31 protein-coding genes are annotated in these 26,351 nt (G+C 60.6%); 5 read left to right on the forward strand and 26 right to left on the reverse strand.

Annotation, left to right across the window (positions count from 1 at the left end; genetic code table 11):
* From WC392_10615 to WC392_10655, 9 genes are all read right to left on the reverse strand, one after another.
* Positions 1–666 carry a LolA-related protein gene (locus WC392_10615; protein MFA5242811.1) on the reverse strand — a complete coding sequence of 222 codons (666 nt, stop codon included), beginning with the start codon at positions 664–666 and terminating at the stop codon, positions 1–3.
* Positions 644–1,537: an acyl-CoA synthetase gene (locus WC392_10620; protein ID MFA5242812.1), complete on the reverse strand. Its 894-nt coding sequence runs from the start codon at positions 1,535–1,537 to the stop codon at positions 644–646. The genes WC392_10615 and WC392_10620 overlap by 23 nt, the downstream gene beginning before the upstream one ends.
* Positions 1,534–1,848, reverse strand: a complete 315-nt coding sequence (locus WC392_10625; protein ID MFA5242813.1) for a hypothetical protein — start codon at positions 1,846–1,848, stop codon at positions 1,534–1,536. The genes WC392_10620 and WC392_10625 overlap by 4 nt, the downstream gene beginning before the upstream one ends.
* Positions 1,841–3,172 (reverse strand): AMP-binding protein, encoded by a 1,332-nt coding sequence (locus tag WC392_10630; GenBank protein ID MFA5242814.1) that lies wholly within the window; start codon positions 3,170–3,172, stop codon positions 1,841–1,843. The genes WC392_10625 and WC392_10630 overlap by 8 nt, the downstream gene beginning before the upstream one ends.
* Before the next feature lie 16 nt (positions 3,173–3,188).
* The gene (locus tag WC392_10635) at positions 3,189–3,662 is read right to left on the reverse strand and encodes a hypothetical protein (protein ID MFA5242815.1); all 474 of its coding nucleotides are present in this window, start codon (positions 3,660–3,662) and stop codon (positions 3,189–3,191) included.
* 7 nt (positions 3,663–3,669) lie between these two features.
* Positions 3,670–3,939: a phosphopantetheine-binding protein gene (locus WC392_10640; GenBank protein MFA5242816.1), complete on the reverse strand. Its 270-nt coding sequence runs from the start codon at positions 3,937–3,939 to the stop codon at positions 3,670–3,672.
* A 68-nt stretch (positions 3,940–4,007) separates the two neighbouring features.
* A complete protein-coding gene (locus WC392_10645; protein ID MFA5242817.1) occupies positions 4,008–5,318 on the reverse strand; it encodes an NAD(P)/FAD-dependent oxidoreductase in 1,311 nt (436 codons plus the stop codon).
* Positions 5,315–6,604: a cation:proton antiporter gene (locus WC392_10650; protein ID MFA5242818.1), complete on the reverse strand. Its 1,290-nt coding sequence runs from the start codon at positions 6,602–6,604 to the stop codon at positions 5,315–5,317. Before WC392_10650 ends, WC392_10645 begins: the two co-directional genes overlap by 4 nt.
* Before the next feature lie 70 nt (positions 6,605–6,674).
* A complete protein-coding gene (locus tag WC392_10655; GenBank protein ID MFA5242819.1) occupies positions 6,675–7,235 on the reverse strand; it encodes a hypothetical protein in 561 nt (186 codons plus the stop codon).
* Positions 7,236–7,504: 269 nt separating this feature from the next.
* Here WC392_10655 and WC392_10660 point away from each other — a divergent pair, with 269 nt between their 5' ends.
* The 3 genes from WC392_10660 (at position 7,505) to WC392_10670 (ending at position 9,491) form a co-directional block, all read left to right on the forward strand.
* Positions 7,505–8,272: a class I SAM-dependent methyltransferase gene (locus WC392_10660; protein MFA5242820.1), complete on the forward strand. Its 768-nt coding sequence runs from the start codon at positions 7,505–7,507 to the stop codon at positions 8,270–8,272.
* A gap of 242 nt (positions 8,273–8,514) precedes the next feature.
* On the forward strand, positions 8,515–8,952 hold the full coding sequence (locus WC392_10665; GenBank protein ID MFA5242821.1) for a hypothetical protein: 438 nt from the start codon (positions 8,515–8,517) through the stop codon (positions 8,950–8,952).
* Positions 8,949–9,491 carry a hypothetical protein gene (locus tag WC392_10670; GenBank protein MFA5242822.1) on the forward strand — a complete coding sequence of 181 codons (543 nt, stop codon included), beginning with the start codon at positions 8,949–8,951 and terminating at the stop codon, positions 9,489–9,491. Before WC392_10665 ends, WC392_10670 begins: the two co-directional genes overlap by 4 nt.
* A gap of 217 nt (positions 9,492–9,708) precedes the next feature.
* On the opposite strand, the gene WC392_10675 is transcribed toward WC392_10670, so the two are convergent.
* The 13 genes from WC392_10675 to WC392_10735 all read right to left on the reverse strand — a co-directional run bounded on the left by WC392_10675 (position 9,709) and on the right by WC392_10735 (position 21,643).
* Positions 9,709–10,377 (reverse strand): hypothetical protein, encoded by a 669-nt coding sequence (locus tag WC392_10675; protein MFA5242823.1) that lies wholly within the window; start codon positions 10,375–10,377, stop codon positions 9,709–9,711.
* A gap of 500 nt (positions 10,378–10,877) precedes the next feature.
* Positions 10,878–11,225: a DNA-binding protein gene (locus WC392_10680; protein ID MFA5242824.1), complete on the reverse strand. Its 348-nt coding sequence runs from the start codon at positions 11,223–11,225 to the stop codon at positions 10,878–10,880.
* Positions 11,206–11,538: a DUF6516 family protein gene (locus WC392_10685; protein ID MFA5242825.1), complete on the reverse strand. Its 333-nt coding sequence runs from the start codon at positions 11,536–11,538 to the stop codon at positions 11,206–11,208. Before WC392_10685 ends, WC392_10680 begins: the two co-directional genes overlap by 20 nt.
* A 145-nt stretch (positions 11,539–11,683) precedes the next feature.
* Positions 11,684–11,914 carry a hypothetical protein gene (locus tag WC392_10690; GenBank protein MFA5242826.1) on the reverse strand — a complete coding sequence of 77 codons (231 nt, stop codon included), beginning with the start codon at positions 11,912–11,914 and terminating at the stop codon, positions 11,684–11,686.
* 180 nt (positions 11,915–12,094) lie between these two features.
* A complete protein-coding gene (gene panC, locus WC392_10695) occupies positions 12,095–12,919 on the reverse strand; it encodes a pantoate--beta-alanine ligase (GenBank protein MFA5242827.1) in 825 nt (274 codons plus the stop codon).
* The gene (gene panB, locus WC392_10700; GenBank protein MFA5242828.1) at positions 12,919–13,710 is read right to left on the reverse strand and encodes a 3-methyl-2-oxobutanoate hydroxymethyltransferase; all 792 of its coding nucleotides are present in this window, start codon (positions 13,708–13,710) and stop codon (positions 12,919–12,921) included. Before panB ends, panC begins: the two co-directional genes overlap by 1 nt.
* 147 nt (positions 13,711–13,857) lie before the next feature.
* Positions 13,858–14,499: a deoxynucleoside kinase gene (locus WC392_10705; protein MFA5242829.1), complete on the reverse strand. Its 642-nt coding sequence runs from the start codon at positions 14,497–14,499 to the stop codon at positions 13,858–13,860.
* Between the two features lie 3 nt (positions 14,500–14,502).
* Positions 14,503–15,045, reverse strand: a complete 543-nt coding sequence (gene folK / locus WC392_10710; GenBank protein MFA5242830.1) for a 2-amino-4-hydroxy-6-hydroxymethyldihydropteridine diphosphokinase — start codon at positions 15,043–15,045, stop codon at positions 14,503–14,505.
* Positions 15,046–15,202: 157 nt separating this feature from the next.
* The gene (gene pcnB / locus WC392_10715) at positions 15,203–16,594 is read right to left on the reverse strand and encodes a polynucleotide adenylyltransferase PcnB (GenBank protein ID MFA5242831.1); all 1,392 of its coding nucleotides are present in this window, start codon (positions 16,592–16,594) and stop codon (positions 15,203–15,205) included.
* Positions 16,595–16,827: 233 nt separating this feature from the next.
* The gene (locus tag WC392_10720; GenBank protein ID MFA5242832.1) at positions 16,828–19,209 is read right to left on the reverse strand and encodes an EAL domain-containing protein; all 2,382 of its coding nucleotides are present in this window, start codon (positions 19,207–19,209) and stop codon (positions 16,828–16,830) included.
* 57 nt (positions 19,210–19,266) lie between these two features.
* Entirely contained in the window at positions 19,267–20,031 is a 765-nt protein-coding gene (locus WC392_10725; GenBank protein ID MFA5242833.1) for an ABC transporter ATP-binding protein, read from the reverse strand.
* Complete coding sequence (locus WC392_10730) at positions 20,031–20,981, reverse strand: iron ABC transporter permease (GenBank protein MFA5242834.1); 951 nt, start codon at positions 20,979–20,981, stop codon at positions 20,031–20,033. Before WC392_10730 ends, WC392_10725 begins: the two co-directional genes overlap by 1 nt.
* Positions 20,981–21,643: an HAD family hydrolase gene (locus tag WC392_10735; GenBank protein ID MFA5242835.1), complete on the reverse strand. Its 663-nt coding sequence runs from the start codon at positions 21,641–21,643 to the stop codon at positions 20,981–20,983. The genes WC392_10730 and WC392_10735 overlap by 1 nt, the downstream gene beginning before the upstream one ends.
* 52 nt (positions 21,644–21,695) lie before the next feature.
* On the opposite strand from WC392_10735, the gene WC392_10740 reads away from it, so the two are divergent.
* Positions 21,696–22,361, forward strand: a complete 666-nt coding sequence (locus tag WC392_10740) for an energy-coupling factor ABC transporter permease (protein ID MFA5242836.1) — start codon at positions 21,696–21,698, stop codon at positions 22,359–22,361.
* A gap of 61 nt (positions 22,362–22,422) precedes the next feature.
* Positions 22,423–22,926 carry a DUF411 domain-containing protein gene (locus WC392_10745; protein ID MFA5242837.1) on the forward strand — a complete coding sequence of 168 codons (504 nt, stop codon included), beginning with the start codon at positions 22,423–22,425 and terminating at the stop codon, positions 22,924–22,926.
* 50 nt (positions 22,927–22,976) lie between these two features.
* Here WC392_10745 and WC392_10750 read toward each other — a convergent pair whose 3' ends face one another.
* The 4 genes from WC392_10750 to WC392_10765 all read right to left on the reverse strand — a co-directional run.
* A complete protein-coding gene (locus WC392_10750; GenBank protein ID MFA5242838.1) occupies positions 22,977–24,275 on the reverse strand; it encodes an FAD/NAD(P)-binding oxidoreductase in 1,299 nt (432 codons plus the stop codon).
* A 218-nt stretch (positions 24,276–24,493) separates the two neighbouring features.
* Complete coding sequence (locus tag WC392_10755; GenBank protein ID MFA5242839.1) at positions 24,494–25,033, reverse strand: ankyrin repeat domain-containing protein; 540 nt, start codon at positions 25,031–25,033, stop codon at positions 24,494–24,496.
* Positions 25,034–25,069: 36 nt separating this feature from the next.
* Positions 25,070–25,984: a hypothetical protein gene (locus tag WC392_10760; GenBank protein ID MFA5242840.1), complete on the reverse strand. Its 915-nt coding sequence runs from the start codon at positions 25,982–25,984 to the stop codon at positions 25,070–25,072.
* Positions 25,977–26,351 (reverse strand): biopolymer transporter ExbD (locus WC392_10765; GenBank protein MFA5242841.1); only part of this gene is annotated, 375 nt, incomplete at its 5' end. The genes WC392_10765 and WC392_10760, both read right to left, overlap by 8 nt.

The following is a 26,351-nucleotide window of genomic DNA, read 5'->3' on the forward strand; positions in this document are numbered from 1 at the left end:
TCACTTCGTTTCCTCGCTCAGGGTCATGAGGCTGCGGTCGCCGCCGGCTTCCTCGATTTCCACCGTCGCCAGCTGCGTCTTGCTGCCGCTGATGCGGATCACGCGGATGAACTGCGCCATGTCGATGTCCGATGGCAGCAGCACCAGGGTCCATTGCCGTTCGTCGCCGTCGAGGCGCACCTTGTAGAAGCGTTGCAGGGTTTTTGCGTCGCCGTTGAGCGTGGCGCGCATGCTTTCGATAAAGCCCCACACCACCGGGTAGTCGCGCAGCGTCATGGTGTGTTTCTTGTTCGCTGCCGGTTTTTCCCAGGTCATCTGGCCGCCGTCCACGGTGAGGATTTCCTCGAACGGGGTTTGCACGCGTTTTTCCAGGAAAGCGGGTTTTTTGTAGCGCAGCGTGCCGCTCGACTTGAGCGGCTCCTTGAGCAGGGCGGAGGTCTTGGTCTCGCTGTAGCGCGATTGGCCGGCGGGGCGCTCCGCCAGGGCTTTGAGCAGGGTGTCGGCAGTCCACTCGGCATGGGCGGCGCCGGTCCAGGTGAGCAGGGCGGCTGTCATTGCGAGGAGCCGCAGGCGGCGCGGCAATCTCGCTGCCGTTCGATCGACGTAGAACGAGATTGCTTCGCTGCGCTCGCAATGACCGGGGTTAATGCGTTTGCCAGTAATCATAGAAGTTGAACCAGTTGTAGGGCGCGCTGCGGCAATAGTGTTCCAGGCGCGAAACGTATTGTTGCAGGTAGCCGTGAATAACCTCGCGGCGGCGGGCGCGGGGGGCGTCGATGGCTTCCGCCAGCAGCTCGAAATGCACGTCGTAACGGCGGCCGCCGCGATACAGGCCGAGGCACAGCAGTACCGGGGCATGCATGATGCTGGCAAAGGCCAGCGGGCCGTCCGGCAGGGCGGCCTCGGCGCCGAAAAACTGGCAGGGAAGGGTCTTGTCGCCTGGCCTGACGCGGTCGCTGAGCATGCCGATGATGCCGCCGGCGTCGATCACTTCCCTGGCGCGCAACAGTCCGTCGGGCGAACCCATGGCGATGATGGAGCCGGCCATTTCCGGGTTGAGGCCGTTGATGATGGCGTTCATCTTGTGCGCGTTGTCGGTGTGCATCAGCATGGCGAAAGGGACCTTGCCGAATTGCACCGCCAGCGTGCGCAGCACTTCGAAGCTGCCGAGGTGCGCGCCCAGCAGGACGCAGCCTTGCCCGCGCTGCAGGTACTCGAGTAGCGGCTCGACGCCGTGCACCGCGATGTCGAAGGAAGCATGGCGGCCGGAGAGAAAATACAGCCGGTCGAGAATGGTGGCGGAAAAGCAGAAATAGTGGCGGTACACATCCGGCCAGCCGGGTTCGCGCCCCAGGGCACGGCGCAGGTAAAGGCGCGAAGCCTGCCGCGCCTTGCCGGAGAAAAGCAGGAAATACAGGCTGATCGGCACCAGCAGCAGGCGTCCCGCAGGGCGGCCGATATTGAGCGCGATCCAGGTGATCAGGCGCATCAGGAACAGGCTCCCGCGCTCCTGCTGCCCCAGCCAGTTACGGCTCATGCTGGCTGCTCTGCGGCGAAACGCACGCTGCCTTGCGCGATGGTGGCCGCCGCGGTCTTGCAGGCGAATCTGGCGGACCCCGCCGCGCCGAATTCCACTTCTACCCGGAATGGCACGCCGGGTTGCAGCGGCGCGAGAAACTTGACGCTGGGCCAGCCGGCGCAATTTAGCGGCGCGCCCGCCGCTTGGCAGACCGCGTCCCACACCCGGCTCAGCAGCACCACGCCCGGCACGATGGGGTTGCCGGGGAAATGCCCGGGCAAGGCCGGATGGTCTGCCGCAATGGTTTGCCAGATGGGCTGGTCAGGCACGCTGCAACTCGTCGAGCAGGGCGATAAGAGTGGTGCGCGGCAGCTTGCCGGTGGCGGTGCGCGGCAGGCTCTCGACCTTGTGCAGGGGACGGGGTAAAAATGCCGCGTCGATTTTCTGCCGCAGGGCGGCAATGATTTCACTCTCCTGCAAGTCCGGTGCGACCACCAGGGCTGTCAGGCGCGTTGCTGTGCCGGGGGTGTCGTCGGGAGCGAAAAAAATCCCGTCCTTTACGCCGGGGATCTGGCCGAGCTGGCGGTTGAGGTCGCCTAGGGAAGCGCGTTTTCCGGCGATGTTGACGAGATCGGCCTTGCGTCCCAGCAGGCGGAATCGTGTGCCATCGGGCGCGGATTCAATGACGTCCTGCAGCGGCGTGCGCACGGCGACATGCCCGCCTTCCACCCAGGCCTGTCCATCGCTGTCGCTGGACACGCTTACCCCGGCCATGGTTTGCCAGTACTCGTCCTGCACCGTACGGCGCGCGGCGATGGCGCCCGATTCCGTGCAGCCGTAGAACTCCATGACGGTCGTGCCGAAGGCGTTTTCGGCGCGTTGCGCCAGCTCGGCCGTCAGGGGGGCGGCAGCAGAAACGATCAGTGCAAGTGGTGGTAGCGCCATGTTTTCTTCCAGGCAAATGCGCAAATGCAGTGGCGTGGTAATGAGCGTGCGCGGGGCGGGCAATTCCGCCAGCGCCTGGCGGATGTCCGCGGGAAAAAGGGGCTGTCCGGCATGCAGTGTTCCGCCGCTGTGGAGGGGTAGCATCAGGGTGGATTCGAGACCGTACATGTGCTGCGGTGGAACCGTGCCGAGAAAATGCTGGCCGGTGCGGATGCCGAGACTGTTTGCTTCCAGCCGCGCCTGTTCGACCAGGGAGCCCCAGGTTTTGGGATGGGGTTGCGGCTCACCCGTGCTGCCCGAGGTAAACGCGATGGTAGCCACATGCCCGGCGGCAATCGAGGGGATGTTGAATGTTTCTGGCACGAGGGCAGGCAGCTCGGGGAAAGGGATGATATTCATCTCCCCCAGCGCCAGGCCCTTGTCGCTGACGCCGTAGGACTGAGGGAACCGGGCATGCAGCCGCGCCAGGGTGCCTGCCGCGTGGCTGGGCGGCAACAGGTTGGTTTGGCCGCGCAACAGGGCGGCGCAGAAAGTGAGCAGGAAAAAATAACGGTCCGTGCACAGATTGAATACGAAGGGGCGCTCTGGCAATTGCCCGGCAAGATGTTTGACGTCGTGCAGAAACCGGGCCGCGCTGATCGCCTGATGATTGCGCCAGGCAACCGGTTGGCTGGCATCGCCGTGCTGGAAAAGAGGAAGGCCGGTCATGGGGGGCTGGCCAGCCCTACTTGCGCGGCATGCCATGCAGCATCATGAGCAGCATGACGGACAAGGGGTTGGGATGGGTATGCTGGCTGAAATGGCGCTTGCGGAAAAAGTATTCGCCTATCATGAAACAGGGGATCAGTAGCGGCGTCAATGAGACTGCTTGCGGGAAATTGGCATACTGCACCAGTATCACGGTCATGATCGCGCAGCCCAGCAGAAAAAAAGCCCACACCGCTGTCAGCCGCCGCGTGTAGCCAAGCATGTCGCCGGGCAGTCCGCCCTCGTGGTAGGCGCGAGCGAAGCGCGTAATCAGGGCTTCGCCACGGAACAGGCTGAAGCCGAAGGCGGATGCCACCAGCAGGGTGGCCAGCACGGCTGGAAACCAGGTTGCGAATGCTTTCCATTGTGGCGGGGAAAGTTCGATCAGTTTGGCGCATCCCCAGCCCAGCACAATGAGCAGCAGGATGCGCAAGACAAGGCGTGTATACAAGGAGAGCCTACTTTACGCGGCTTTTTTCGATGTGCCGGGCCAAGTTGCGCAGGGACGAAAAAGTGGTTGCATTGTCCGGATCGTCGGATTTGAGCTGAAAGCCATATTTTTTGGAAACAGCGAGAGAGATTTCGAGCATATCGATCGAATCCAGCCCCAGTCCTTCCTGGAATAAAGGCTGTTCCGCGTCGATTTCGTCCGCAGCCGATTCGAGATTGAGTGATTCCACGATAAGTGCTGCGACTTCCTGCTCGAAAGGGGTTTTGTTGTCTGACATGCCGTGTGTCTTATAAAGGGTTTGAATTGTGCGGGATTATACCATCAACCGCCAAATGGGCATTTGCCTCAGTTTTCAAAAATTTCGGGCCGGATCAATCTGCGGCGGCGGAAATGAGCGCGCAGGCTTTGCGGTAGTGTGGTCAGGGTACGCATGTAGTAAATCAGCTTGAACAGCTTCATCCTCAGGTGTGCCTGGGGGTTGTCATGCACATCGCCCGCCAGGATGGCGATGGCAGCGGATTCGATGCCAAGGATGTTGCGTGGATTCATCAGCATCTCACGCATGACCGGCGTGGTCATGCGGAAAATGAGCCAGGTGAACCCCTTCAGTCCCATGAGCACGGATTTTTCGAATTGCTGCAAATGGCGTTGTGTATGCGCCGGATCGCGCAGGCAGGCATCCACGGCATCTGCGCCAAAAAACGCGCTCTTCATGGCGAGCAGCACGCCGGAAGAGAATATGGGATCGACAAAGGCAAAGGCATCGCCCAGCATCAGGCAGCGGTCGCCGCTCATCTTGCTGGAGAGGTAGCTGTAGTTGCCGGTGGCGGTGACCGGGCGGGTGAGTTTGGCATCTTTCATGCGCATGGCAAGCGGCGGGCAGGTGGCGACGGTATCGTTAAAAAAGGTATCCAGACCGGTTTTTCGTGTCTTGAGGAAATAAGGCCAGCACACCATGCCCACGCTGGTGATGCCGTTTTGCAAGGGAATCAGCCAGAACCAGCCGTGATCGAACCAGAACAGGGTGATGTTGCCCTCATCCGTTCCGGGGAGCCGCTCGACACCTTCGAAATGTCCGTAGATCGCCGCGCTGGCATGCTTGGGGTGCGGCTGCTTGCTGTCGAAACGATTGGCGAGAAAGGTATCGCGCCCCGAAGCGTCGATCAGGAAGCGCGCCTGCCAGCAGCTTTCACCTTCTTCGCTCTGAGTGGTGACACGCACGCTGGCAGGATCGCTGAAGTCCACCCCGGTCACCTTGGTTTCCTCATGTACCTCTGCGCCCTTGGCCCGGCAATTGTCGAGCAGGATCTGGTCGAGCTCGGCACGGTGAACCTCGTAGGAATAGGGGTAGCGATGGTTCATGGCTTGCGAAAAATAGAATGACTGTTTCTTGCCGTGAAACATGGAATCAAATTGCGCCGCGTTTTTTACCATGCCGATGCGCGCCACCTGCTCAAGGACGCCCAGTTGCTCGAACAAATCATTGTTGACCGGCAACAGCGATTCACCGATGTGGAAGCGGGGGAATTTATCCTTTTCGATGAGCACCACCCGGTGGCCTTTTTGCGCCAGCAGGGTCGCGGCAGTTGAACCGGCAGGTCCTCCGCCGATGACCAGCACGTCGCAGGTTTGCCTGGGGGATGATTGTTCGCTCATGATGTTTCCTCTACAGGTTTTAGTCTTGGCAGCCATAGCCGCAAGGCCGGTGCCGTCACCAGCGTGCTGACCACCGCCATGATGACCAGCATGGTGAACACGCTGGCCGGGATGACGCCCAGGTCATAGCCGACGTTGATGACGATCAGCTCCATCAGGGCGCGGGTGTTCATCATCATGGCGATGATGCGCGACTCCATTGGCGCGCGCCCGGCCAGGCGCGCGCCAATATAGCAGCCGCCGAATTTGCCCAGTGTGGCGGCCGCCAGGATCGCCAGGCACCATTGCCACAGCGCCAGGCTGTCAAGCGCGCCGATATTGGTGCGCAGGCCGGTGTAGGTGAAGAAGATCGGCAGGAAGAATACCGTCACGAAATCGGAGATCCTGGCTTTCCAGGCCGCCACGAAAGCATGCTCGTCATGCAGCAGCACGCCCAGCATGAAGCCGCCGAAGATGGCAAAAATACCCATCTTGTAGGTGGTCATCGCCGACAGGAAAATCAGCGCCAGCAGGATCGCCAGCAGGCTTTGCGGCAGGTTGTCGGAATGCGAGGCGAAACGCGCCAGCAAGCGGCGCAGCACGGGGCGCAGCACCCACCAGCAGAACGCGGCGTAGAGCGCCAGCTGGCCCAGGTCGAGCAGCATGCCGGAGAGCGAAAACGCCGAAAGCGTGAGGGCGGTGACGGCGGCCAGGGTGATCCAGCCGACGACATCATTGATCGCCGCCGAGGTGATGGTGATGACGCCCATGGGGGTGCGCGTCAGATCGAATTCCATCATGATGCGCCCCAGGATGGGAACGGCGGTAATGGATAGCGCGGTGGCCAGGAACAGGCTGTAGCCGAGAGGATTCACGCTTGGGGCCAGCATGTTGTGGGAAAGATGCCCGACGGCCAGGCCCAGCGCAAACGGCACGACCAGCCCGAATGCCGACACCAGCATAACGGCCCGGCTGTTTTCCTTTTCCTGCAAATGAGAAAAATCGAAATCCAGGCCGATCTGGAACATCAGCAGGATCAGCCCGATCTGGCTCATGATCGTCACCGGCGCGGCGGAAACGGAATGAAACACGTAATGGAAAGCATCCGGCGCCAGGGCGCCGAACAGGCTCGGCCCGAGCAGCAGGCCGACGACGATCTCGCCGACCACGCGGGCCTGTCCCATCCGCAAGGCCAGCGACCCGCCGGCGCGTGCCGCCAGCAGGATCAGGACCAGTTGCATGAGGGTGAAAAACAGCAGGTTTTCTGCTGCATGCACGGAAACGGCGGCGGAGGCTGTTGCTGACATCAAAACTCGGGAATTGACGGTTTACTGCGGGGGCAGCCTGCTGCCCCCGCGCTGTCTTGCGGCTTTCTACTCAGTTGCGGTAGCCGCTCTCGTTTGCATTGTGGATGATCCAGATCAGGTTCCCGCCGGTAAAGTTGCCGATGGAGCCGCCGGCAAAAATCAGGCGCCCCTGTTTTTTGTAAGTCATTTCATAACGGTGGCGATCCGCCCCGAAATAAAACGGTATCCAGGCCTTGCCGGTCATGTAAGCGCCGCTGTCTGTCGGTTGCCCGATCAGATCAGTCACCTGCTTCATGGACATGCCGATTTCCAGCTTGCCAAACTTGCCTTTTGCCGCAGGCTTTCCGGTGATCTCGCCTTCCGTCCCCCCCAGGCCCTTGACCTTTTTACCCTGTCCGGACTCCACCTTGGATGAATCCACGACCTCGCCGCGCTCGTTCATGCCTGGCGGGATTTTCGATTGGGCTGGAGCCGCCTTGGCATCATTGCTTGCTTGAGCTGGAGCAGGGGCCGTCGTGGCGTTATTGTCGGCTTGGGTGGACTGGCCGCCGCCCGTCGTCACGCAGCCGCCGACCGATACGGCGAAAACGAGTGTTGAAAGCAAGGCCGGCAATAAGGAAAAATGACTCATAAACCCCTCTTCATTAAAAATATTAAGTCTTCGTTTGCTGAAATGCATAAGGCCCAGGAAATGACAAAATCATCCCAGCCGGGATTATTGGTTAAGAGGAGTCGATGGTCAAGACAGGCCTTGCATGATGAATAAAGGCGGGGGCTCGGGGTGCTCCATCATGGTCTCCGGGTTTGTCAGCGGCCAGCTACTCCAGTAGGATGCTCAATGATGTTCGGGCCCAATTGGGCAGCTATTTTCCTCACCCATAATTCGAGTAATAAAAACCAATGACCAATCCCAAGCTGGCCGAGGAAAGCATTGTTCACGCACCTCACCCTCCGCTCACCGAGTATTACGACGCCGAAGAAGACCGGCGCGGCTGGGTGCATCGCATATTCAACAAGACCGCGGTTGACTACGACCGCATGGAAAGCATCCTCGGGCTCGGCACAGGTTCCTGGTATCGCCGCCAGGCGCTGCTGCGGGCAGGCCTGAAACCCGGAATGAAGATGCTGGATGTGGGCGTCGGCACCGGCCTGGTGGCGCGCCAGGCAGTGGAAATCCTGGGCGACCCGCGCATGGTGACGGGCGTTGATCCCAGCCCGGGCATGCTGCAAAGCGCCAGGCTGCTGGACGGCGTGGAACTGGTCGAGGGCCGGGCCGAGGAAATCCCCTTTCCGGACAACAGCTTCGATTTTCTCAGCATGGGCTACGCCCTGCGCCACATTTCCGACCTTTCCGTGGCGTTTGCCGAATTTCACCGCGTCCTGAAGCCGGGCGGAAGAGTCTGCGTGCTTGAAATCACCCGCCCGGAAGGCCGGATTCGCACCGCGCTGATGAAAGCCTACTTCCGCAACCTGGTGCCGGCCCTGGCCAGGCTGACGGCACGGGACCAGGATACGGCCCTGTTGTGGCGCTACTACTGGGATACCATCGAAGCCTGCGCCGCGCCGCAGGAAGTGATGCGTACCCTGGAGAACGTCGGTTTCACCAACGTCGACCGTCACCTCGAACTCGGTATTTTTTCCGAGTACCGGGCGGACAAGGCGGCCTGATCCGGGAAGGAAAATGATGGGATCTGACGGCTGAGGCACGCTGCAATCCTGTTATTGCGAACTTGGTGAAGCAATCTCGATTTTCGGTTGATGGGTTGCGTTGCGCCTCACCCATTCTGCGCGGGCTGCGCTACGCAGCAGAAATGGGCGGTATAATGACATTGGCTTTAACGATGAATAAATAGAGGCCCGGTTTGACTGTTTCTTCATCCTTTAATCAAACTCAACCAAAGGGGAGTGTAATGACAAAATTTTTAAGACTGGCCGCTGTTGTTGGCCTCGTCGCCTCACTGACTACCGGTTGTGCAATTAACCGCGCAACCAGCAGCGTTGATCCGTCTGCCAATCTATCGGCAATAAAAACCATGTACGTCAAAAAAACCCCTGATGATGACGAAACCCATACCCTGATTGCCGACAAACTGCGCAGCAAGGGCATCACAGTTTCGACCGGAACCGAAGCGCCATCGGGTAATGTGGATGCCGTGGTGACCTATATCGACAAGTGGATGTGGGACATCACCATGTACATGCTCGAACTGACCATTACGATTCGCGATCCGAAAACCGATTTCCCGTTGGCTACCGGCAACTCGTACCACACTTCTTTGACTCGCCTCCCCCCTAAAGAAATGGTCAATGAAGTCGTCGAAAACATTTACAAGGGCGCCAACAAATGATTTTTTTACCAATCCGCTCCACTCTGCTTGCCGTCATGGCTTTGGTGGTTCTCGCGCTGACCGGTTGCGCCTCTCCTGCCAATCGGGGGGCGATGACTCCACAAGGGATCGTCGTCAGCAAGCATCACCCCTACACCCTGAACGTTCAGACAGGAGGCGGCTCGGAAACCGGCGCGATGGACAGCAGCAATATCTCCGACGCCGACCTGAAAGCGGCTATCGAAGATGCCGTCATGCAGAGCAAATTGTTTGAAAGTGTCATTCAGGGTGCCGGCGGTGATTACATCCTGAGCGTCAGGGTCACTACCCTCTCAAAACCCATCTTCGGAGCAACATTTACCGTTGAAATGGAAACAGCGTGGTCGCTAACCAAAGCAGCAGACCGTAGTGTCGTGATGCGAAAATCCGTGAAATCCAGTGGATCTGCAACCATGAGCGATGCTTTTGCAGGCGTTACCCGGTTGCGCATGGCTGTTGAAAATGCTGCCCGGGAGAACATTAGCCAGGGGCTGAAAGCTGTCGCCGAGCTTAGCCTCTAACAGGGTGCAGTAAGCGTGGATGGGTGGAGCAAAGCGCACCCATCACACGTCTATGGTCATTCCCCGCATAGATCCCGCTGTGGTGTGGCTGATTGTGCCGGTTTCGATGTGCCGTTCTGTCATCCGTTGATGGGTTACGCTATGCTTCACCCATCAACGCGGGCTGTTATGTCAGGACTTGACCCCGTGGTCCTTCGTGGTTCTTTGACCCCGTAGTTCACGTATTTGTGCTTGACCCCGTAATTTGGGTTAGGCGCGCACTGCGCGACCGCTTGAGTTGTTGAAGCATCTTTACGAACGAGGCCAAAGCTTGCGCGACAAATGGCTGATGCTCCTGGTACGGGAACACCAGAAGATACAGATTGATCATCGCCAAAACGCGACTGCGCCGCTCGATCAAGAAACCAATATCGAGACTGGGAATTGTTGGATATCCATCGGGGCCAGCGTAGAGAATCTCATTTCGCAGGTTCGCTTCATTCTTCAGAAAGGCCTTGACCGTAGATTTGCCCTTAGCAGCGACCAGCTGGTTGATCTGGAAGGAATAGTCGGGCGCCTCGCCACTATCCGGGTTCTTGACGCCAAAGTTCAGCGGAGGTGTCGGGTACGCTAGCTGCGCCTCTCCATCGATCGTCACGTTCAGCGCTATCGTTAGCCGCGTTGCCCCATCTTCTTCCTTGATGTGGAGGTTGTACTTCGTGAAGTGATTCGAGATGGTTTGCCCAAAGAATAGCTGCAGGACTTGCATGAACGGGAAGACTGCGTGCTTGTGCGCATGGTCGTGTGGGTTGAGCGCGTCAGCGCCTGGGTACTTCATTTCGACTAAACATCGCATGACGCCAGAAGCAGCTTCTTCTTCTGCAGTGATGGCGCGAAAGATCGCCATCGCAGGGTCTACCTCGCGTAGTGACTCTGCTCGTTCTAGGTGGTAGAGCGCAGATCGAAAGCAATACGTTGCGTGGGTGCATGGTGCTGCATTCATCAGCGCAACACACTTCTTCTGAAAGCCGGAGAGCGGGAGCATTGTTTCTGTTAAGGGACTACCCCGTCCCGAGGGTGGGGTGAAGTTGTCGCGAACGGTATCGAAGGTGCCAAGATGGAAAGAGTCGTTTTCATCAAAATCACCGCGAGAGGAAAGTCATTAGCAAAATGAGTTCAGGCTCAATTTAGCCCTGCATCCCCGGAAAAAAACCTAACGCAGGATAAGGAAAACAGGTCCATGCGTATATAGGGGTTTCCCCCGTTTCTCAGCATTCCAGATTGTCGATCAGCCGTGTCGTGCCCAGCCGGGCGGTGTCAAGCTGGAAAAAAGGGGGCGGCCCCTTTAATTGCCTTTGATTCGTGCTTGACCGTCGCCGGGTTTGGCCACTGGAACGCATGGCCACGCTATGCAGCCTGCAACAGGAACTCGACTTTCACCGCTTCAAATGGGAAAACGATGCGGCCGTCTTCTGTACGGTCAAGGACTCCGGCGTTAAGGAGCGCAGTGACATCGCCGTGAACGGCCTTTACGTCGCGGCCTGCACGGCGCGCAGCTTCGCGGATTGATACCGGACCCGCCCCGCAGAGCACCTTAAGCAGTTCCCAGCGTTTTTGGGTTAGCACGCGCCAAAGCAATTCCGGGGTGGCGAAGCTGATGTGGGCGGACTTCTGTGGCTTGTCTGTCTTCCAGGCACGTGCAAAATCCGCCATCGAATCGGCAGGCGTTCTCACATCAAGGGTTACGGTTTTCATGATTCCATCTCGCTATGTCATTCTGGAAATCGGCGACCAATTGCTCCGGTGTCGTAAACACGTAGGCATTTTCCTTTGCACCGAAATGCCGGTGGTCACCCTTCCCAACTTCGTTGTCGTAGCGCAAAACGCATTCTCCACGCACGACATACGCCAGTCTGTATTTGAACCTGTGTAACGACCCTTCGACTGGCTTCGGAAGGCGCCACAGTACCAATTCCGCAAACGCCAATTCAGAGTAGATGATACGTGTGGAAATGAGTTCAACCGCTTTCATGTTGGAGATCGTGCCAACATTTTTAGTTGTTGTCAATGACTCCAACGCTGGAGAGCAGGGTCAGGCTCGATTTGGCAAGCGTAGGATGGGTGGAGCACTGCGCAACCCATCATCACGTCTATGGTCATTCCCCGCATAGATCTCGCCGTGTTGTGGCTGATTGTGTCGCGCTCATAAAAGGTCATGGTCTTCTTTCTCCGCCCCGCATCGTCCAGATGAAGTTCCAGATGAGGGCGGCGAGTGCGCCCAGGGCGGCGAAGCCGATGATGATGACCGCGATTAGTCCCATCATGTCCTGCTTGAGGTACAGGCCGAGGTAGCCGATCCCGGAGCCGACAATGCCGAGCAGCAGGGAAAGAACGCCGAGCTTGGCGGAAGGGTGGGCGTTCGGGAGGAGGAATTTCAGTTTCATGGGGTGGTCGTATGTTCGATTATTGTATTTGCCGGATAGCGTGGCGTACCAGTAATTAAAAAAGCCGCCACGGAAAGTCATTAGCAAAAGGGGGGGGGCAGGCTCGATTTAACCCCGCTTATGCCTAACGCAGGATAAGAAAAGCCGGGCCCTGGCGTATATAGGGGTTTCCCCTGTTCCTCAGCATTCCAGGTTGTCGATCAGCCGTGTAGTGCCCAGCCGGGCGGCGCCCAGAACCACCAGGGCGGTGTCTCCGGTTTGTGCGGGTTGCAGGGTGGCGGCGTTGCGCAGTGCGATGTAGTCCACCTGCCAGCCGTGGCTGGCGAGGTCGTTTGCAGCGGCATTTTCCAGTGCGGCGAAATCGCTTTGGCCGGATGCCACGGCTTCCTTGATCATTTGCAGATTGCGGTAGAGGCGGGGGGCTTCGGCGCGCTCTTCTGGCGTCAGGTAGCCGTTGCGCGAGGACAGCGCGAGGCCGTCTGCGGCGCGGCTGGTTTCGCCGGCGACGATCTGGATGGGCAGGTCGAATTCGCGCACCAAGCCGCGGATGATGTGGATCTGCTGGTAATCCTTCTTGCCGAACATGGCGCAGGCGGGCTGCACGATGTTGAACAGCTTGAGCACGATGGTGGCGACGCCGCGGAAGTGGCCGGGGCGGAAGGCGCCGCACAGTTCGCTGGCGATGGGCGGCGGCTCGACCTGGAATTGCTGCGGGGCAGGGAACAGTTCCTCTGCGCTGGGGGTGAAGACGATGTCGGCCCCGGCAGCCTGGAGTTTGCGGCAGTCTTCTTCCAGGGTGCGCGGGTACTTGGCCAGATCCTCGCCGGGGCCGAACTGCAGCGGGTTGACGAAGATGCTCGCCACCACGCAGCGGCCGTGCCGGCGCGCCTGTTCGACCAGGGCGATATGGCCCTCGTGCAGGTTGCCCATAGTCGGCACGAAGGCCACCGGCTGACGGTCCTGCAAGGTTTCGCGCAGGACGGCAATGGTTGAAATGATTTCCATCAGAAACAGTGCTCAGGCGCAGGGAATGTACCGCTCTTGACCTCGCGCACGAAGGCCTGCACCGCGGCCTGGATGCTGTCTGTGCCGGGCATGAAGTTCTTGGCGAATTTGGGGGTCTTGCCGGGGTAGATGCCGAGGATGTCGTGCAGCACCAGCACCTGGCCGGCGCAATCCGGGCCGGCGCCGATGCCGATGGCGGGAATGGCCAGCCTGGTGCTGATTTCCTTGCCGACGGCCGAGGGCATGGCTTCCAGCACCAGCAGGCCGGCACCGGCATCCTGCAGCGCCCTTGCATCCTGCAGCAGGCGCTCTGCCGCTGCGCCGCCACGGCCCTGCACGCGGTAGCCGCCAAGCTGGTGCACCGACTGGGGGGTGAGCCCGACGTGGCCGCACACCGGGATGCCGCGCGCGGTGAGGAAGGCGACGGTTTCCGCCATGAACTCCCCGCCCTCCAGCTTGACCATGTGAGCGCCGGCCGCCATCAGTTGGGTGGCGCTGCGCAGGGCCTGCTGCGGGCTTTCCTGGTAGCTGCCGAAGGGCAGGTCGGCGACGATAAAGGCCTGCCGGGCGCCGCTGGCGACGCAGCGGGTGTGGTAAACCATCTGCTCCAGCGTCACGGCAAGCGTGGTTTCGCCGCCCTGCAGCGTCATCCCGAGAGAATCGCCCACCAGCAGGACATCCACGCCCGCGGTTTCGAGCAGGGCCGCGAAACTGGCGTCATAGCAGGTCAGGACGGCGATTTTGTCGCCCTTGTCGGCCATCTGTTGCAGGGTGTGCAGCGTTGTTTTCAATTGGTAAAACCCTTTTTTAGAACGTGAGGGGTGAGAAGGTGAGGGGTGCCCCCGGCTAAAACACCCGAGGATAAAAGGCGAAAAGTAAAAGGCTCGCTCCGAACCCGGTTTTACGCCTCACCCCTAACCCCTCACTCCTCACGCTTCTCAGTCCGCCCGGTTAAAAAATTCCCGCCCGCCGCGCATGCTGGTCATTTTTTCCAGCAGCAGGTCGAAATCCTGCGGTTTCCCGGAAAAGTTGAAACTTTCGCTGTTCACGATCAGCAGCGGCGCGGCTTCGTAATGGTGAAAGAACTGGCTGTAGCCTTCCGCCAGCCGGGTCAGGTAGTTTAGCGTAATGGTCTGCTCATGGCCTACCTTGCGCTGCACGATGCGCTCCATCAGGGCCTCCACCGGGGCCTGGAGGTAGATCACCAGGTCGGGCTTGAGGGCCTGCGGCTGGAGGTGGCGGTAGATTTCGCGGTAGAGCCGGAATTCGTCATCGGAAAGGTTGAGCCTGGCGAACAGCGGATCCTTGTCGAGCAGGAAATCGGTCACCGTGCCTTGCTGGAAGAGGTCGTTCTGCGCCAGCCCGCGCATCTGTTCCGCGCGCTGGAACAGGAAGAACAGCTGGGTGGGCAGGGCATGGCGTTCCGGGTCGTGGTAGAACCTGGCGAGGAAGGGGTTGGCGTCGGTATCGTCGAGCAGCGGGCGGGCGTGCAGGCGTTCAGCGAGCAGGCGCGCCAGGGTGGTTTTCCCGGTCCCGATGGGGCCTTCGACCACGATGAAGCGATACTTCTCCGCCAGCATGGGCTATCCGGCGGCCTGTAGCTGCAGGACGGAAGAAGCCGTGATGCCATGGCTCTGCGGCAGGCGCTCCAGTTCCTGGCCAGCGCAATTGGCGAGGCATTCCAGCGCGGCGCCATGCCCCGGAATGACGCAGCCGGGTGCGATTTCGGTCAGCGGCAGAAGGACGAAGGCGCGCTCGTGCATGCGCGGATGCGGCAGCGTCAGGCCATGCTCGTGGTGGATCAGTCCGTCGTAGAGCAGGAGATCGAGATCGAGCACCCGCGGCGCATTCAGAAATTCGCGCACGCGTCCGCGCCGGTGTTCGATATCCAGCAGCATTTCGAGCAGGATGCGCGCTTCGAGGCGGGTTTCGATTTCCGCCACGGCATTGATGAAATCCGGCTGGTCGGAATAGCCCCAGGGGGCGCTGCGATACAGCGATGAATGGGCAATCAGGCGCGTGCCGGGCAGCGCATCCAGTTCGCCGAAGGCATGGCTGACCTGGGCAGCGGGGTCGTCGAGATTGCTGCCGAGCGCGACGAAGGCGCGGATGGGAAGAGTGGACACGGTGTTCAATCTAAAACCTTATTTAAACCACGGGGCGCACGGGGATCACGGGGATTTTCTGGTGCCCGGGATTGGCCGGCCAGTTGGTGGCATCTCCTGAAGCCTTTGCCTTCCCCGTGCGCCCCGTGTTCTCCGTGGTTAAGCCGTTATTCAAGATTCAATCCTCTGCTGCGAGGTCGGATTCGTCAGCGGAGCCGGTGGCATTCCTGGGCTTGCGCCGGCGGCGGCGCTTCTTGGGGCCGGTGTCGGGTTGAAGCAATTCGGCGCGCTGCACGTCGCTGCCATGCTGGAAGGTTTCCCACCAGCGGCCCAGTTCCATGTCCAGCTCGCCGCTTTCGCAGCGCAGTAGCAGGAAGTCGTAGCCGGCGCGGAAGCGCGGATGGGCGAGCAGGGCGAACGGCCGTTTGCCCGAGCGCAGCGCGAAGCGCGGCTGCAGTCCCCAGATTTCCTTCATGTTGGTGGTGTAGCGGCGCGGGATGGCGAGCATTTCCACCTGGGTCTGGATCACCTGTTCCATGGCCTGATAGAGCGCCGGCGCGGGGCGTTCGCCCGCGGCTTCGAGCTTCTGCGAGGTCGCCAGCACTTCGTGCCACAGCAGCGCGGCGAACAGGAAGGCGGGCGAAACCGGCTTGTCTTCCTTGATGCGCAGGTCGGTCTGGTGCAGGGCCATGGTCACGAAGCGCTCACCCATGGGTTGCTCCAGAATCACGTCCAGCAGCGGCAGAACGCCGTGGTGCAGGCCTTCGGCGCGCAGTTGCTTGAGGCTGCGCTGGGCGTGGCCGGAGAAGAGCAGTTTGAGGATTTCGTCGAACAGGCGCGAGGGCGGCACGTCTTCCAGCAAGTGGCCCATCTGTGCAATCGGCGCGCGCGAGGCGGGGTCGAGGTGGAACTCCAGCTTGGCGGCGAAGCGCGCGGCGCGCAGCATGCGCACCGGATCTTCCTGGTAGCGGGTGCGCGGGTCGCCGATGACGCGCAGCACGCCGTCCTTGATGTCCTGGTAGCCGTTGATGTAGTCCCAGATTTCGCCGCTGGCGGGGTCGTAGAACAGGGCGTTGACGGTGAAGTCGCGGCGCAGGGCGTCCTCGAACTGGCTGCCGAAAACATTGTCACGCAGGATGCGGCCGCTTTCATTGGTGGCGTGGCGGGCTTTCCTGACATCCGTCTCGCCATCGCTCTCGGCACCTGCGGCAGGGCCGCGGAAAGTCGATACCTCGATGGTTTCGGAGCCGCACATGACGTGCACCAGACGGAAGCGGCGCCCGATGATGCGCGAGCGGCGGAACAGATGGTGTACCTGCTCCGGCGTGGCGTCGGTGGCGACGTCGTAATCCTTGGGGGTTTTGCCCAGCAGCAGGTCGCGCACCGCGCCGCCGACCACGAAAGCGGCGTAACCGGCGTGCTGGAGCTCGGCCGTGACCTTGATGGCGCACGAGTTGATCTGGTTGCGGCGAACACCGTGCTTGTTTTCTGGAATGATCTTTGGCTGGGTGTGCTGCGCGGCTGTGGGGCGGGCTTTGCTGAAAACTTTGCTAATGAGTTTGCGTATCATGGATTTAAGGAATTTATCGGCTTACGGTAAGGCGGGCGCAGGGATTATACACCCTGGCAGCTTGTTGATTGGCGTGAAAGTCGCGAAGCGAGGCTATGTCTCGCCCCCTTTGAATTCCAACCCCTCCCGGCCTCCCCTTGTCAGGGGAGGAGTAAAGCGGTGGCTCCCCCCTGAAATGGGTCAAGCAGGCAATCCGCGTAGCGGATGCTCGCATAAGGAGGGATTGAGGGGGGTTAAACCAGGTCGGCATTGAGCCAGTGCTTGTCCGCCACGTTGACCGGCTTGCTGAAATAGTAGCCCTGGCCGTAGTCAACGCCCATTTTGATCAGCATGGCGATGGTTTCCTCGTCCTCGATGTGTTCGGCGATGGTACGCGCGCCGACGATGTGAGCCAGTTCGCGGATCTGTTCAACAATTTTTACGTCTTCCAGATTTTCCTTCAGTTGCAGCACGAAGCTGCCGTCGATTTTGACGAACTCCGGGCGCAATGCCCGCAGATAGCTGTAGGTTGAATAGCCGACGCCGAAGTCGTCCAGCGCGACATTGCAGCTCCCGGCCCGGATTTCATCGAAAAACAGGATGAACTCCCGGGACATCTCGACTGTTTCACGCTCGGTGAATTCGAGCGTGATGGAACGGTTTTGTGCTACTGGCGAATTAAGCAGGTTGCGCAGTTGCTGGGCAAATTCCGGTGCGTAGAAGGAGCTCAGGCTGATATTGACGAAGAGATGCACGTTCTTGGGAACGGCATTCAGCGCCTGGCCGATCACAAACAGGTCCATTTCGCGGATCAGGCCGAGATCTTCCGCAATGGGAATAAAGTCGTCAGCCGGCACGAAGGAATCGCCGCGCCGCATGCGCGTCAGCACTTCATAGGCGAAGATCTTGCGTGTTTTGAGGTCGACGATGGGTTGCATGAAGGGCAGGATCATGCCGGCGGAAATGGCATTTCTGACTTCAAAGCCCTGCGAGAAGATGTCCATGATGGCCTCGCCGCGCTCCCGGGTCAGGGTGTCGACGCGGTTGCGGCCGCTTTTCTTGGCATGATAGAGCGCGACGTCGGCGGCACGCACCAGATCCTGTGGCGCTTTGCCATGAACGGGGGCGACGGCAATACCCATCGAGGTCTGGACAGTGAGCTGGCCGATGGGCAGGGGAATGACGAGGTGGCTGATATCCTGATGGATCATGTGGCCGATCTTTTCGGCATCCACTTCGTTCACATTTTGCAGCAACAGCGCAAATTCGTCACCGGCAATGCGGGCTACCGTGCCTTCCCGGTGTTTGTTGGCACGCAGCGAATTTGCCACGGTGCGCAAAACTTCATCACCGACCGGATGGCCGTAGGTGTCGTTGATGAATTTGAAGCCGTCGATATCCACGATCATCAGCGCCAGCGGGTGGCCCTTGTGCAGGTTGACGAGCAGCAGGTTTTCCAGCTGTTTGTCGAAGTGGCGGCGGTTGTAGACGCCAGTAAGCGGATCGGTGATGGTGAGGTGGTAGAGATCCTGCTCGTGCCGGTGCTGCAGTTCCTGCAGGTGCAGGGTTTCGGTGATGTCTTCCAGCGTGCCGATCAGGCCGGTGACGGTGCCCGATTCGTCGTACTGCAGCGAGGTGCTCATCTGCATCCATACGGATCGGCCATCCTGGGCGCGCACTTCGAGCTGCAATTCGGAGAGCGGAATATGCTCCAGCTTTTCGGCTTCAAAATAACCCTGATGCCTGGGCTGGGTGAGGTAAGCGGCAAAGGGCTGGTTCAGTGTGGTTTCAGCCGCGTAGCCGGTAAGTTCTTCCCAGGCCGGGTTAAGAAAGGTGATGAGGCCATTCTGGTCGACTTCCAGCAGCACTTCCTGCATGTTGTTCACCAGATTGCGCAACTTGAGCTCGTTTTCGGCCAGCTGGACGCGTGTCGACTCCAGTTCATGGATCTGGCGCTTCATGGTTTTGGCGCTTTCGATGAAGGCGTCGGAGAGGTTTTTTACTTCGTCGCTGGCGTTGGCTTCCGTTGCCAGCATGGTTTTTTCCCAGTTGCCTTGCGAAACTTCCCGGGCCAGGGCAGCCAGCGGAGTGAGCGGCGCCATCACCGATCGCACCAGCAACTGGATGGCGATCAGGTCAACGCCGAGCAGCAACATGAAGAGATAGGAAACATCGTTGAGCAGGCCGCGAATTTTCTCGTTAAGCAGGTCGCTGGAAAGCTCGATGGTCATCAGGCCCACCGGACCCTGCTCCGATTTGAGCTCGGCACTGATTTTGGGCCTGGAGTCAGCCGCCTTGAACCAGCCGGCAACCAGGTGCAGATCGCCGCTTGGCTTGGCTTGCTGGAACAGCACATTGCCTGCGCTGTCCTTGACTGTAACGCCGGCAACGGCGCGATCTCCGAGCATGGTGCCGAGGTAGTCCGGGATGCTGGCCCGGTCATGGCGAATGAGGTGCGATACTGCGGGGGCAGTGATGCCGATCATCTTGTGGCCGAGCACCTGACGATTGGTGATTTCGTTGCCAACCTGCTGTATCAGCAGATAGGTGGCAAAGAGGCCAACCACAATCAGTTGCAGCAGCGCGATGGCAAGCATGATGCGCTTATGCAGCGTGCGCGGCTGGAAAAGCTTCATCGCGCAGCCCGGTTTGAATACGGGAGAGGGGGCCAGATATCTTTAGGCATGTTGCAGCTATTCTAAGGTGGGCAGGAAATAATTTCCATCACTTGTTTTGATTTGCTGGAATCCGCACTGGTAAAGGTTTTCCATGTTTTTATCGGTGATCAGGCGGGCGATTTCGCCACTTGAAATATTGCCGTCGTCATGGATCAGCAGGGCGTGGCTGCAAAAGTGGCTGGCCCAGAAAATATCGTGCAGCACCATGACCACGGTTTTCTGCTGCCGGCTGGCGAGTTCGCGCAACAATTTCATCATCGCGAGCTGGTGCGGCAGATCGAGGTGCTGCAGCGGCTCGTCAAGAAACAGGATATCGGCCTCCTGGGTCAGCAGTTGCGCAATGCGCACGCGCTGGCGTTCGCCGCCGGAGAGCGTGGCGAATGACTGCGCCTCGGCCTGGATCATGCCGGTCAGATCCAGCGCCTGACGCGCGGCCTGGAGGTCGCCGTCATCCGGCCGCCAGCTTCCGCCATGCGGGAAACGTCCCAGCAGTACATAGTCCAGCACCGGCCCGGAAAAGGAAGTGCTTTCTTCCTGCAGCAGCACGCCGGCGCGTTGCGCCAGTTGTTTTCCCGGAATGCTGGCCAGGGGCTTCCCGTCAAGCTGGATGCTGCCCGAAGCGGGTTTCGAGAGTCCGCACAGGGCCTGGACCAGGGTGGTCTTGCCGCTGCCGTTTTTGCCCAGGACAGCCCAGCACTGGCCCGTCTCGAAAGTCAGCGTCAGGCCCTGGCACAGCACCTTGCCCGGAACCGTCAGATGCAGATTTTGAACTTGCAGCATCAGCGCCGCCGGGACAGCAGGAATAGCAGCAGCGGAACACCGGTCAGGGCAGTCAGCACGCCGACCGGGAGCTGCTGCGGTGCGACCAGGGTGCGCGCCAGGGTATCGGCCAGGGTGAGGAAGCTGCCCCCCAGCAGGATGGCGCCGGGAATCAGCCAGCGGTGGCTGTCCACGCCCGCCAGGCGCAGCAGGTGGGGGATGACCAGGCCGACAAAACCGATGCTGCCGGCCTCCAGCACCGCCGCCGTGGTGGCCACGGCGGCGGTGAGGTAAATGGCGGCCTGAACCGGCAGCACCGCGATGCCCAGCGATTTTGCCTTGAGATCCCCGAGCGCCAGCACATCCAGATGGCGGGCGAGCAGGCTGCCGGCCAGCGCCGCGGCCAGCAGCGCGGCCCAGGTCAGCGCGGGCGACTGGGCATAGGACAGATCGCCCATGAGCCAGTACAGCATGCCGTGGATGCCGGCGCTGGGCGCGATACTGAGCAACAGGCTGATAAGCGCGCCGAATCCGGTGGACAGGGCGATGCCGGTGAGCAGCAGGTGGTGAATGCTCCAGGCGTGGCGGCGGAAGCTCAGCGCCGGCACCAGCAGCAGTGCGATCAGCGCGCCGCCGAGGGCGGAGAATTTGACGGCGGCAGCCAGCCCCAGCAGCATCGCGCCCAGGGCGCCTGCCGCGGCGCCGCCGGAAATGCCCAGCAGGTAAGGGTCGGCAAGGGGGTTGCGCAGCAATACCTGGAGCAGGACGCCGGACAGCGCCAGCAGGGCGCCGCAGGCAAAAGCGCTGGCGGCGCGCGGCGCGCGCAGCTGCCAGAGGATTTCCTGTTGTGATTCGCTGCCGTAAAGCAGCTGGATCAGGGAAAGATCCGCGCTGCCGGAGAGCAGCGCGCCCACGATGCTGATGGGCGCGAGCAGCAGGAGCCCGAAGAACAGCAGGCGCGGGTGGCGCATCAGCGCAGGCTGATCACCGGCCAGCCGTGCGCTTCCGCGTGGGCCTTGAGGGTGGGGTCGGGATCGACGGCGACCGGCTTGCTGACACGCTGCAACAGCGGCAGATCGTTGAGCGAATCGCTGTAGAACCAGCTTTCGCTCACGTCTTCCCAGCGCAGCCCGAGGCTGGCCAGCCAGCCGTCGAGGCGGGTGATCTTGCCTTCGCGGAAGGAAGGCGTGCCGCTGACCTTGCCGCTGAATTCGCCCATCACCTGCTCCGGTTCGGTGGCGATCAGGTGTTGCACGCCGAACTCCCGGGCGATGGGAGTGGTGACGAAGCTGTTGGTGGCGGTGATGATGGCGACCAGATCGGCGTCGCGCAGATGCTGCTTGACCAGTTCCCGGCCCTTGGCGGTGATGATGGGCAAAATCTTCTGCCGCATGAATTCCTGGTGCCAGAGATCGAGCTGGCTGCGCGGATGGCGCGCCAGCGGCTTGAGCTGGAAATCGAGAAATTCGTGGATGTCGAGCGTGCCGGCCTTGTACTGGTCGTAAAATTCCTGGTTGCGCGCTTCATAGACTTCCTGGTCGAGCACCCCCTGTTCGATCAGAAACTGGGCCCATTCGAAATCGCTGTCCCCGGCCAGCAGCGTGTTATCCAGATCAAAAAGCGCCAAACGCAAGATTTTTACTCCCGTCAAAATATTGGCCGGAAGTATATCGTAAAATAAGGGCATGAATTTCCCCGACGGCCTGCTTCCTCCCTCCTGGCAATGGCTTGCGCACCTGTTGTTCGTGGCGGTGCTGGCTTGGTCCGTGGCCGCGGCACCCTGGCGGCGCCTGCGCGACAACGAGCAGCTGCATCTCTTCCTGGGCGCGTGCGTGGCCCTGATGCTGTTGTGGAGCATCAAGACCGGCATCAGGCCGGGGCTGAATTTCCATCTCCTCGGCGCCACCGTCTTTACCCTGATGTTCGGCCCCTGGCTGGCGATCATGGGTCTGGGCGTGGTGCTGCTGGGGGTGACGGCGTATGGCCTGAGCGGCTGGGAGAGCTTTTCCGTCAACGGGCTGTTGATGGACGTGCTGCCGGTGATGACGAGCTATCTCGTTTACCGCCTGGTGGACAGCAAATTGCCCAACCATTTTTTTGTTTATATCTTTCTCAATGCCTTTATCGGCGCGGCTGTTGCCATGGCCCTGACCGGGCTGGTTGCGACCGGGCTGCTGGTGCTGGCGGGCGCCTATACGGCGGATTACCTGACCAGCAATTACCTGCCCTATTTCCTGCTTATGGGCTGGTCGGAAGCCCTGCTCAGCGGCATGATGCTCACCTTGCTGGTGGTGTATCGCCCGCAATGGGTGGCGACCTTCGACGATGCGCGCTATATCCGCAACAAATAGCCGCTTTGCGCGGGTTCGTTGTAACATCGCCAGCTGGCGCTGACAGACTAAGGAAACAAGAATGCCGAGACGGGTTTTGATTGCAGCGATCCTGGCCATGACTCTGCATGGTGCGCAGGCGGCAGGGACCAGGGATTTGCCCCCGGTCGTGATTTACGGGCCGGACCCCTGCCTCGCCTGCATGGAATGGGCCTATCACCTGATGGAGAACGGGTTTTCCGTGACTTTCAATGCCACGCGAGACATGGCGGCACTCAAGCGCCGTCTTGGCGTGCCGCAGAAGGCAGAATCCGTCCTGACCGCGAAGGTGGGGCGCTATTTTGTCGAGGGGCATGTCCCGGCTGAGGACATCAAGCAACTGCTGCTGGATAAACCCCGGGCCCGCGGCCTTGCCGTGCCGGGCTTGCCGCTTGGCGCGCCGGGTTTCGAGGGCGGCGATCCTACCTGTGAAGCTGGCTGCACGATCGTGGATGCGGGCAGCTCGGAGCGCGAATCCCAGCGCGAGCTGTACGATACCCTGCTGGTGGCGCCCAACGGCAAGACCAGCGTCTACGCAAGGCATTGAGTATTTAGCTGACAGCTGTCAGCCATCAGCCAAACCGGTTCTGCTGACAGCTAATCCCTGAACGCCAGAAATTCCCCGAACATGGCTTTTGCCCACTGGATGTCCTCTCCTCGCGGGTTCGGGTCGTGGGCTTGTTTGACGGTTTGCGCGATGAGGCCGTCGCCGCGGAACTTGTAGCGGGACTCGACGCGGGTCATTTCCATTGGCTCGACGCGGGTGAACACGTAGCAGGTGCTGTCGGGCAGCAGCTTTTCCGGCTCGACGCCTTGGGCGCGCGCGGCAATCTGGACGGCGGCGATGCGGCCCTGGCGGCTGGCCATCTGGCCGGTCTTGGGGTAATGGCCAAAGAGCGGGGAGGCCTTATCTATCATGTCGCCGATCAGGAACACCTTCTCGTCGTCCCGCGCATGCAGGTGAACCGGGTGCTGGCTGGCCCAGCCGGTGGGTTTCCCTTCACCGTCCCTGGCGATTAAACCCGCTTTCCACGCCAGATCGCCCGCTTGTTGCGGCGCCATGAGAATGGCGTCGTCGAAGCGGAAATCGTCGACTTCGGTCTGGATGACCTTGTTGAACGGATCGACGGATTTCACCCTGGTTTCGGACAGGTAGACGATTTGATCCGGATACTGCTCGCTGAAAATCCGGCTGAATCCCAGCACGTGCGAATTGGGGTCGAGGACGATGAGTTTTCCCTTGATCCTGCGCGATTTGAGCAGCGCCCCGATCATGCACGCCCGCTCGTAGGGCGAGGGTGGGCAGCGGTAGGGCATGGGCGGCAAGGTCATGATAAGGTCGCCGCCCTGGAAGTTGTCGAGCTTTTCCTTGAGCGCCCGCTGTTCGTTGCCGGGGATATAGGCGCAGGGATAGTGCTTCAGCGTGTAATCGGCTGCGCGCCGGTCATCGCCGTACCAGGTCGCGTAGTCGTAACGGATGCCCACGGCGAGAATCAGCCAGTCGTAATCCAGCGTGCCCAGTCCGGTGACGATGCGGCGTTTGTCGCGGTCGATATCGCTGACTTCGGCCTGGATGAAGGTGTAGCCGTAGGCGCTGGCGGCGGTCTGGTAGTCGTGGGCGAGGTACTTGTCATCTGCCAGGCCGGTCAGCCACTTGTTGCTCATGGGCAGGGACCAGAAGCGCGGATTCTTTTCCAGCAGCACCACTTCCAGCTCGGGCGCCAGATCGCGCAGGTGACGGGCGGCGCTCAGCCCCCCCCATCCGCCGCCGACAATGACCACCCGCCGCCCCCTGGCCGGAGGCAGAAGCTGCTGCGCCACGCCGATCAGGGGCGCAGACAGGGCAGCGCACAGGGCGGCGGAAGCGGCGAGGAAACTGCGGCGGTTGAAAGACAATCGTTAATCCCGCTAATGTTTAAGGGGCGTCACATGTAGGTTGGGTAAGGCGCGGATCTTGCGCCGTAACCCAACAAAGCCAAACATTCAAAACCGGTTTTTGAAGGGAAGATTGGGTCTGTTGGGTTACCCCCGGCCACATCTCCCGAGGACAAGCGCGATAAGGCCGCTAACCCAACCTACATTTCGGCATTTCGCTTAAATAAACAGTGTTCTTGTTAATCCAGCAGTTTCTTGATGTCGCTGTTGCTTGCCTGGAGGCACTTTCCGCCAGCCTTGCAGCCTTTCAGCATCCACAGGGAAATCAGCCCGATGACATCGTCGGCGCGGGATTTGCGCGCCATGGCAACCGGCGTGCGGCCGCCCGTCGAAACGGCGTTGACGTCAGCGCCCGCTTCCAGCAGCAGTTTCGAGTGCTCGAACTTGTTCGAATAGGCGGCCATGTGCAGCGGTGTGTTGCCGTCCATATCCTTGGCATTGACGTCCGCTCCCGCCGCCAGCAGCGCCTTCAATGGCCCGGTGTCGGGATTGGTCGCCGCCATGTGCAGCGGCGTGCTGCCAAGACCGGTGCGCGCGTCCCGCATCGCGGGGTTTGCCTTGATGATCCGGGTGATCTCCTCGCCTTTGCCCATGCGGGCGACATCGTGAATGATCTGGTCGTTCTGGCCGAGTGCTTCCTGTGCCTGCGCGGCGGGAGCCAGCGCGAAGGCCAGCGCCGCCGCCAGCCATCCCGCCCATGAGTAGATTGCAGATTTCACTTCGATGACCTCCTGATTGCCTGTAAGCCCGACAAGCTACTGAATTCTGTTGCGCGAAGCAAGCCCGCGGCTTGCGCCGCCGGAGGCAAAAAACTCGCGCATCAGGAAATCTTCCAGCCCGGCGTTGTCTTCCAGGCGCGCGGACAGGACGATGGTGCGATCGAGGCGCTGCGATTCCCAGTTGAAATCGCCTTGGTAATATCTGCGGATCAGCCCGATCATGCTGCGCACCATTGCGCGCTCCACATCGCCGTCCGGCCCGGCGGAGACTTCGATCAGTTCCTGCCGCGCGTTGCCCGCGTTTCTGGTCCAGCCGCGAAATGAATATTTCGCTGTCCTGGCGCTCATGCTGACAATCTGAAACACGCCATTGGTGCCTTGCGGCTGGAGATTGCGCATGATGTTCGCCATCCGCGCCTGCTCTTCCGAAGGTCCGCGTTCCCTGGCGCTTGCAGCCGCATTTTCGCGCCCGGCAGCCATTTCAGCGGCGCGGCGGCGCTCCCGGGTGGCATTGACGTAGGCCATCAGGTCGGTGGGGGGCGCCAGGTTTGGCTCAGGCGTGGCCTCCTGCGGCGGCGCAGGCCTGACTGCCGCCGTGCCGGGGCTGGGCAAGGTTTTTGAGCGCGGCCTGATTGCGGGCTTGCTGGGTCTGGGCAGGGATTTGGGCTGAACCTCCGGGCTTTTCTCCTTCGCCGCATCCGGCAATTCCACAAAGCTGGCCTGCACGGGGACGGAGGCCGCCATTTCGACCCTGGGGGAGGTCAGGAAGACGCTGAATTTCCATACCAGCACCAGCCAGATGATCAGCGCCAGCGGCAGCGGCCACCACAGCCTGATCTCCCTTGCGCGGAAATCGGGCACATGGACGCGCACGATCTCGCCGCAATGGCTGCAGATGGCTTGCTGAATCTCTCCCGGACGGAATGCTGGCGCGCCTGTGGCCTCACTCATGCTTGACCGCGATCAGGAAATTCCTGGCCCCGGCCGCGCGTGCCTGCAACATGGCCTGCACCACGATGCCCTGCGGCGCCGCATTATCCGCCGACACGATGACGCTGGTCTGCGTTTGATTCAGCAGCGGCGCCAGCGTGGCAGCCAGGGTTTGCAGGGTCACCGGGGTGCGGTTGACCAGGATTTTGCTGTCAGCGGTCAGCGTCAGGGTGACCGGCGTATCGGTCTTGAGTTTTTCGGCTTTTCCCTGCGGCAGGTTCACCTGTAGCGAGTCAAGATTCTGCATCGCCAGCGAGGACAGCATGAAGGTCGCCAGCAGGAAGAACATCACGTCGATCATCGGGATGATTTCGATGCGCCCCTTGCG

This window comes from Sulfuricella sp., assembly GCA_041651995.1.
In the GTDB taxonomy this organism is placed as follows: domain Bacteria; phylum Pseudomonadota; class Gammaproteobacteria; order Burkholderiales; family Sulfuricellaceae; genus Sulfurimicrobium.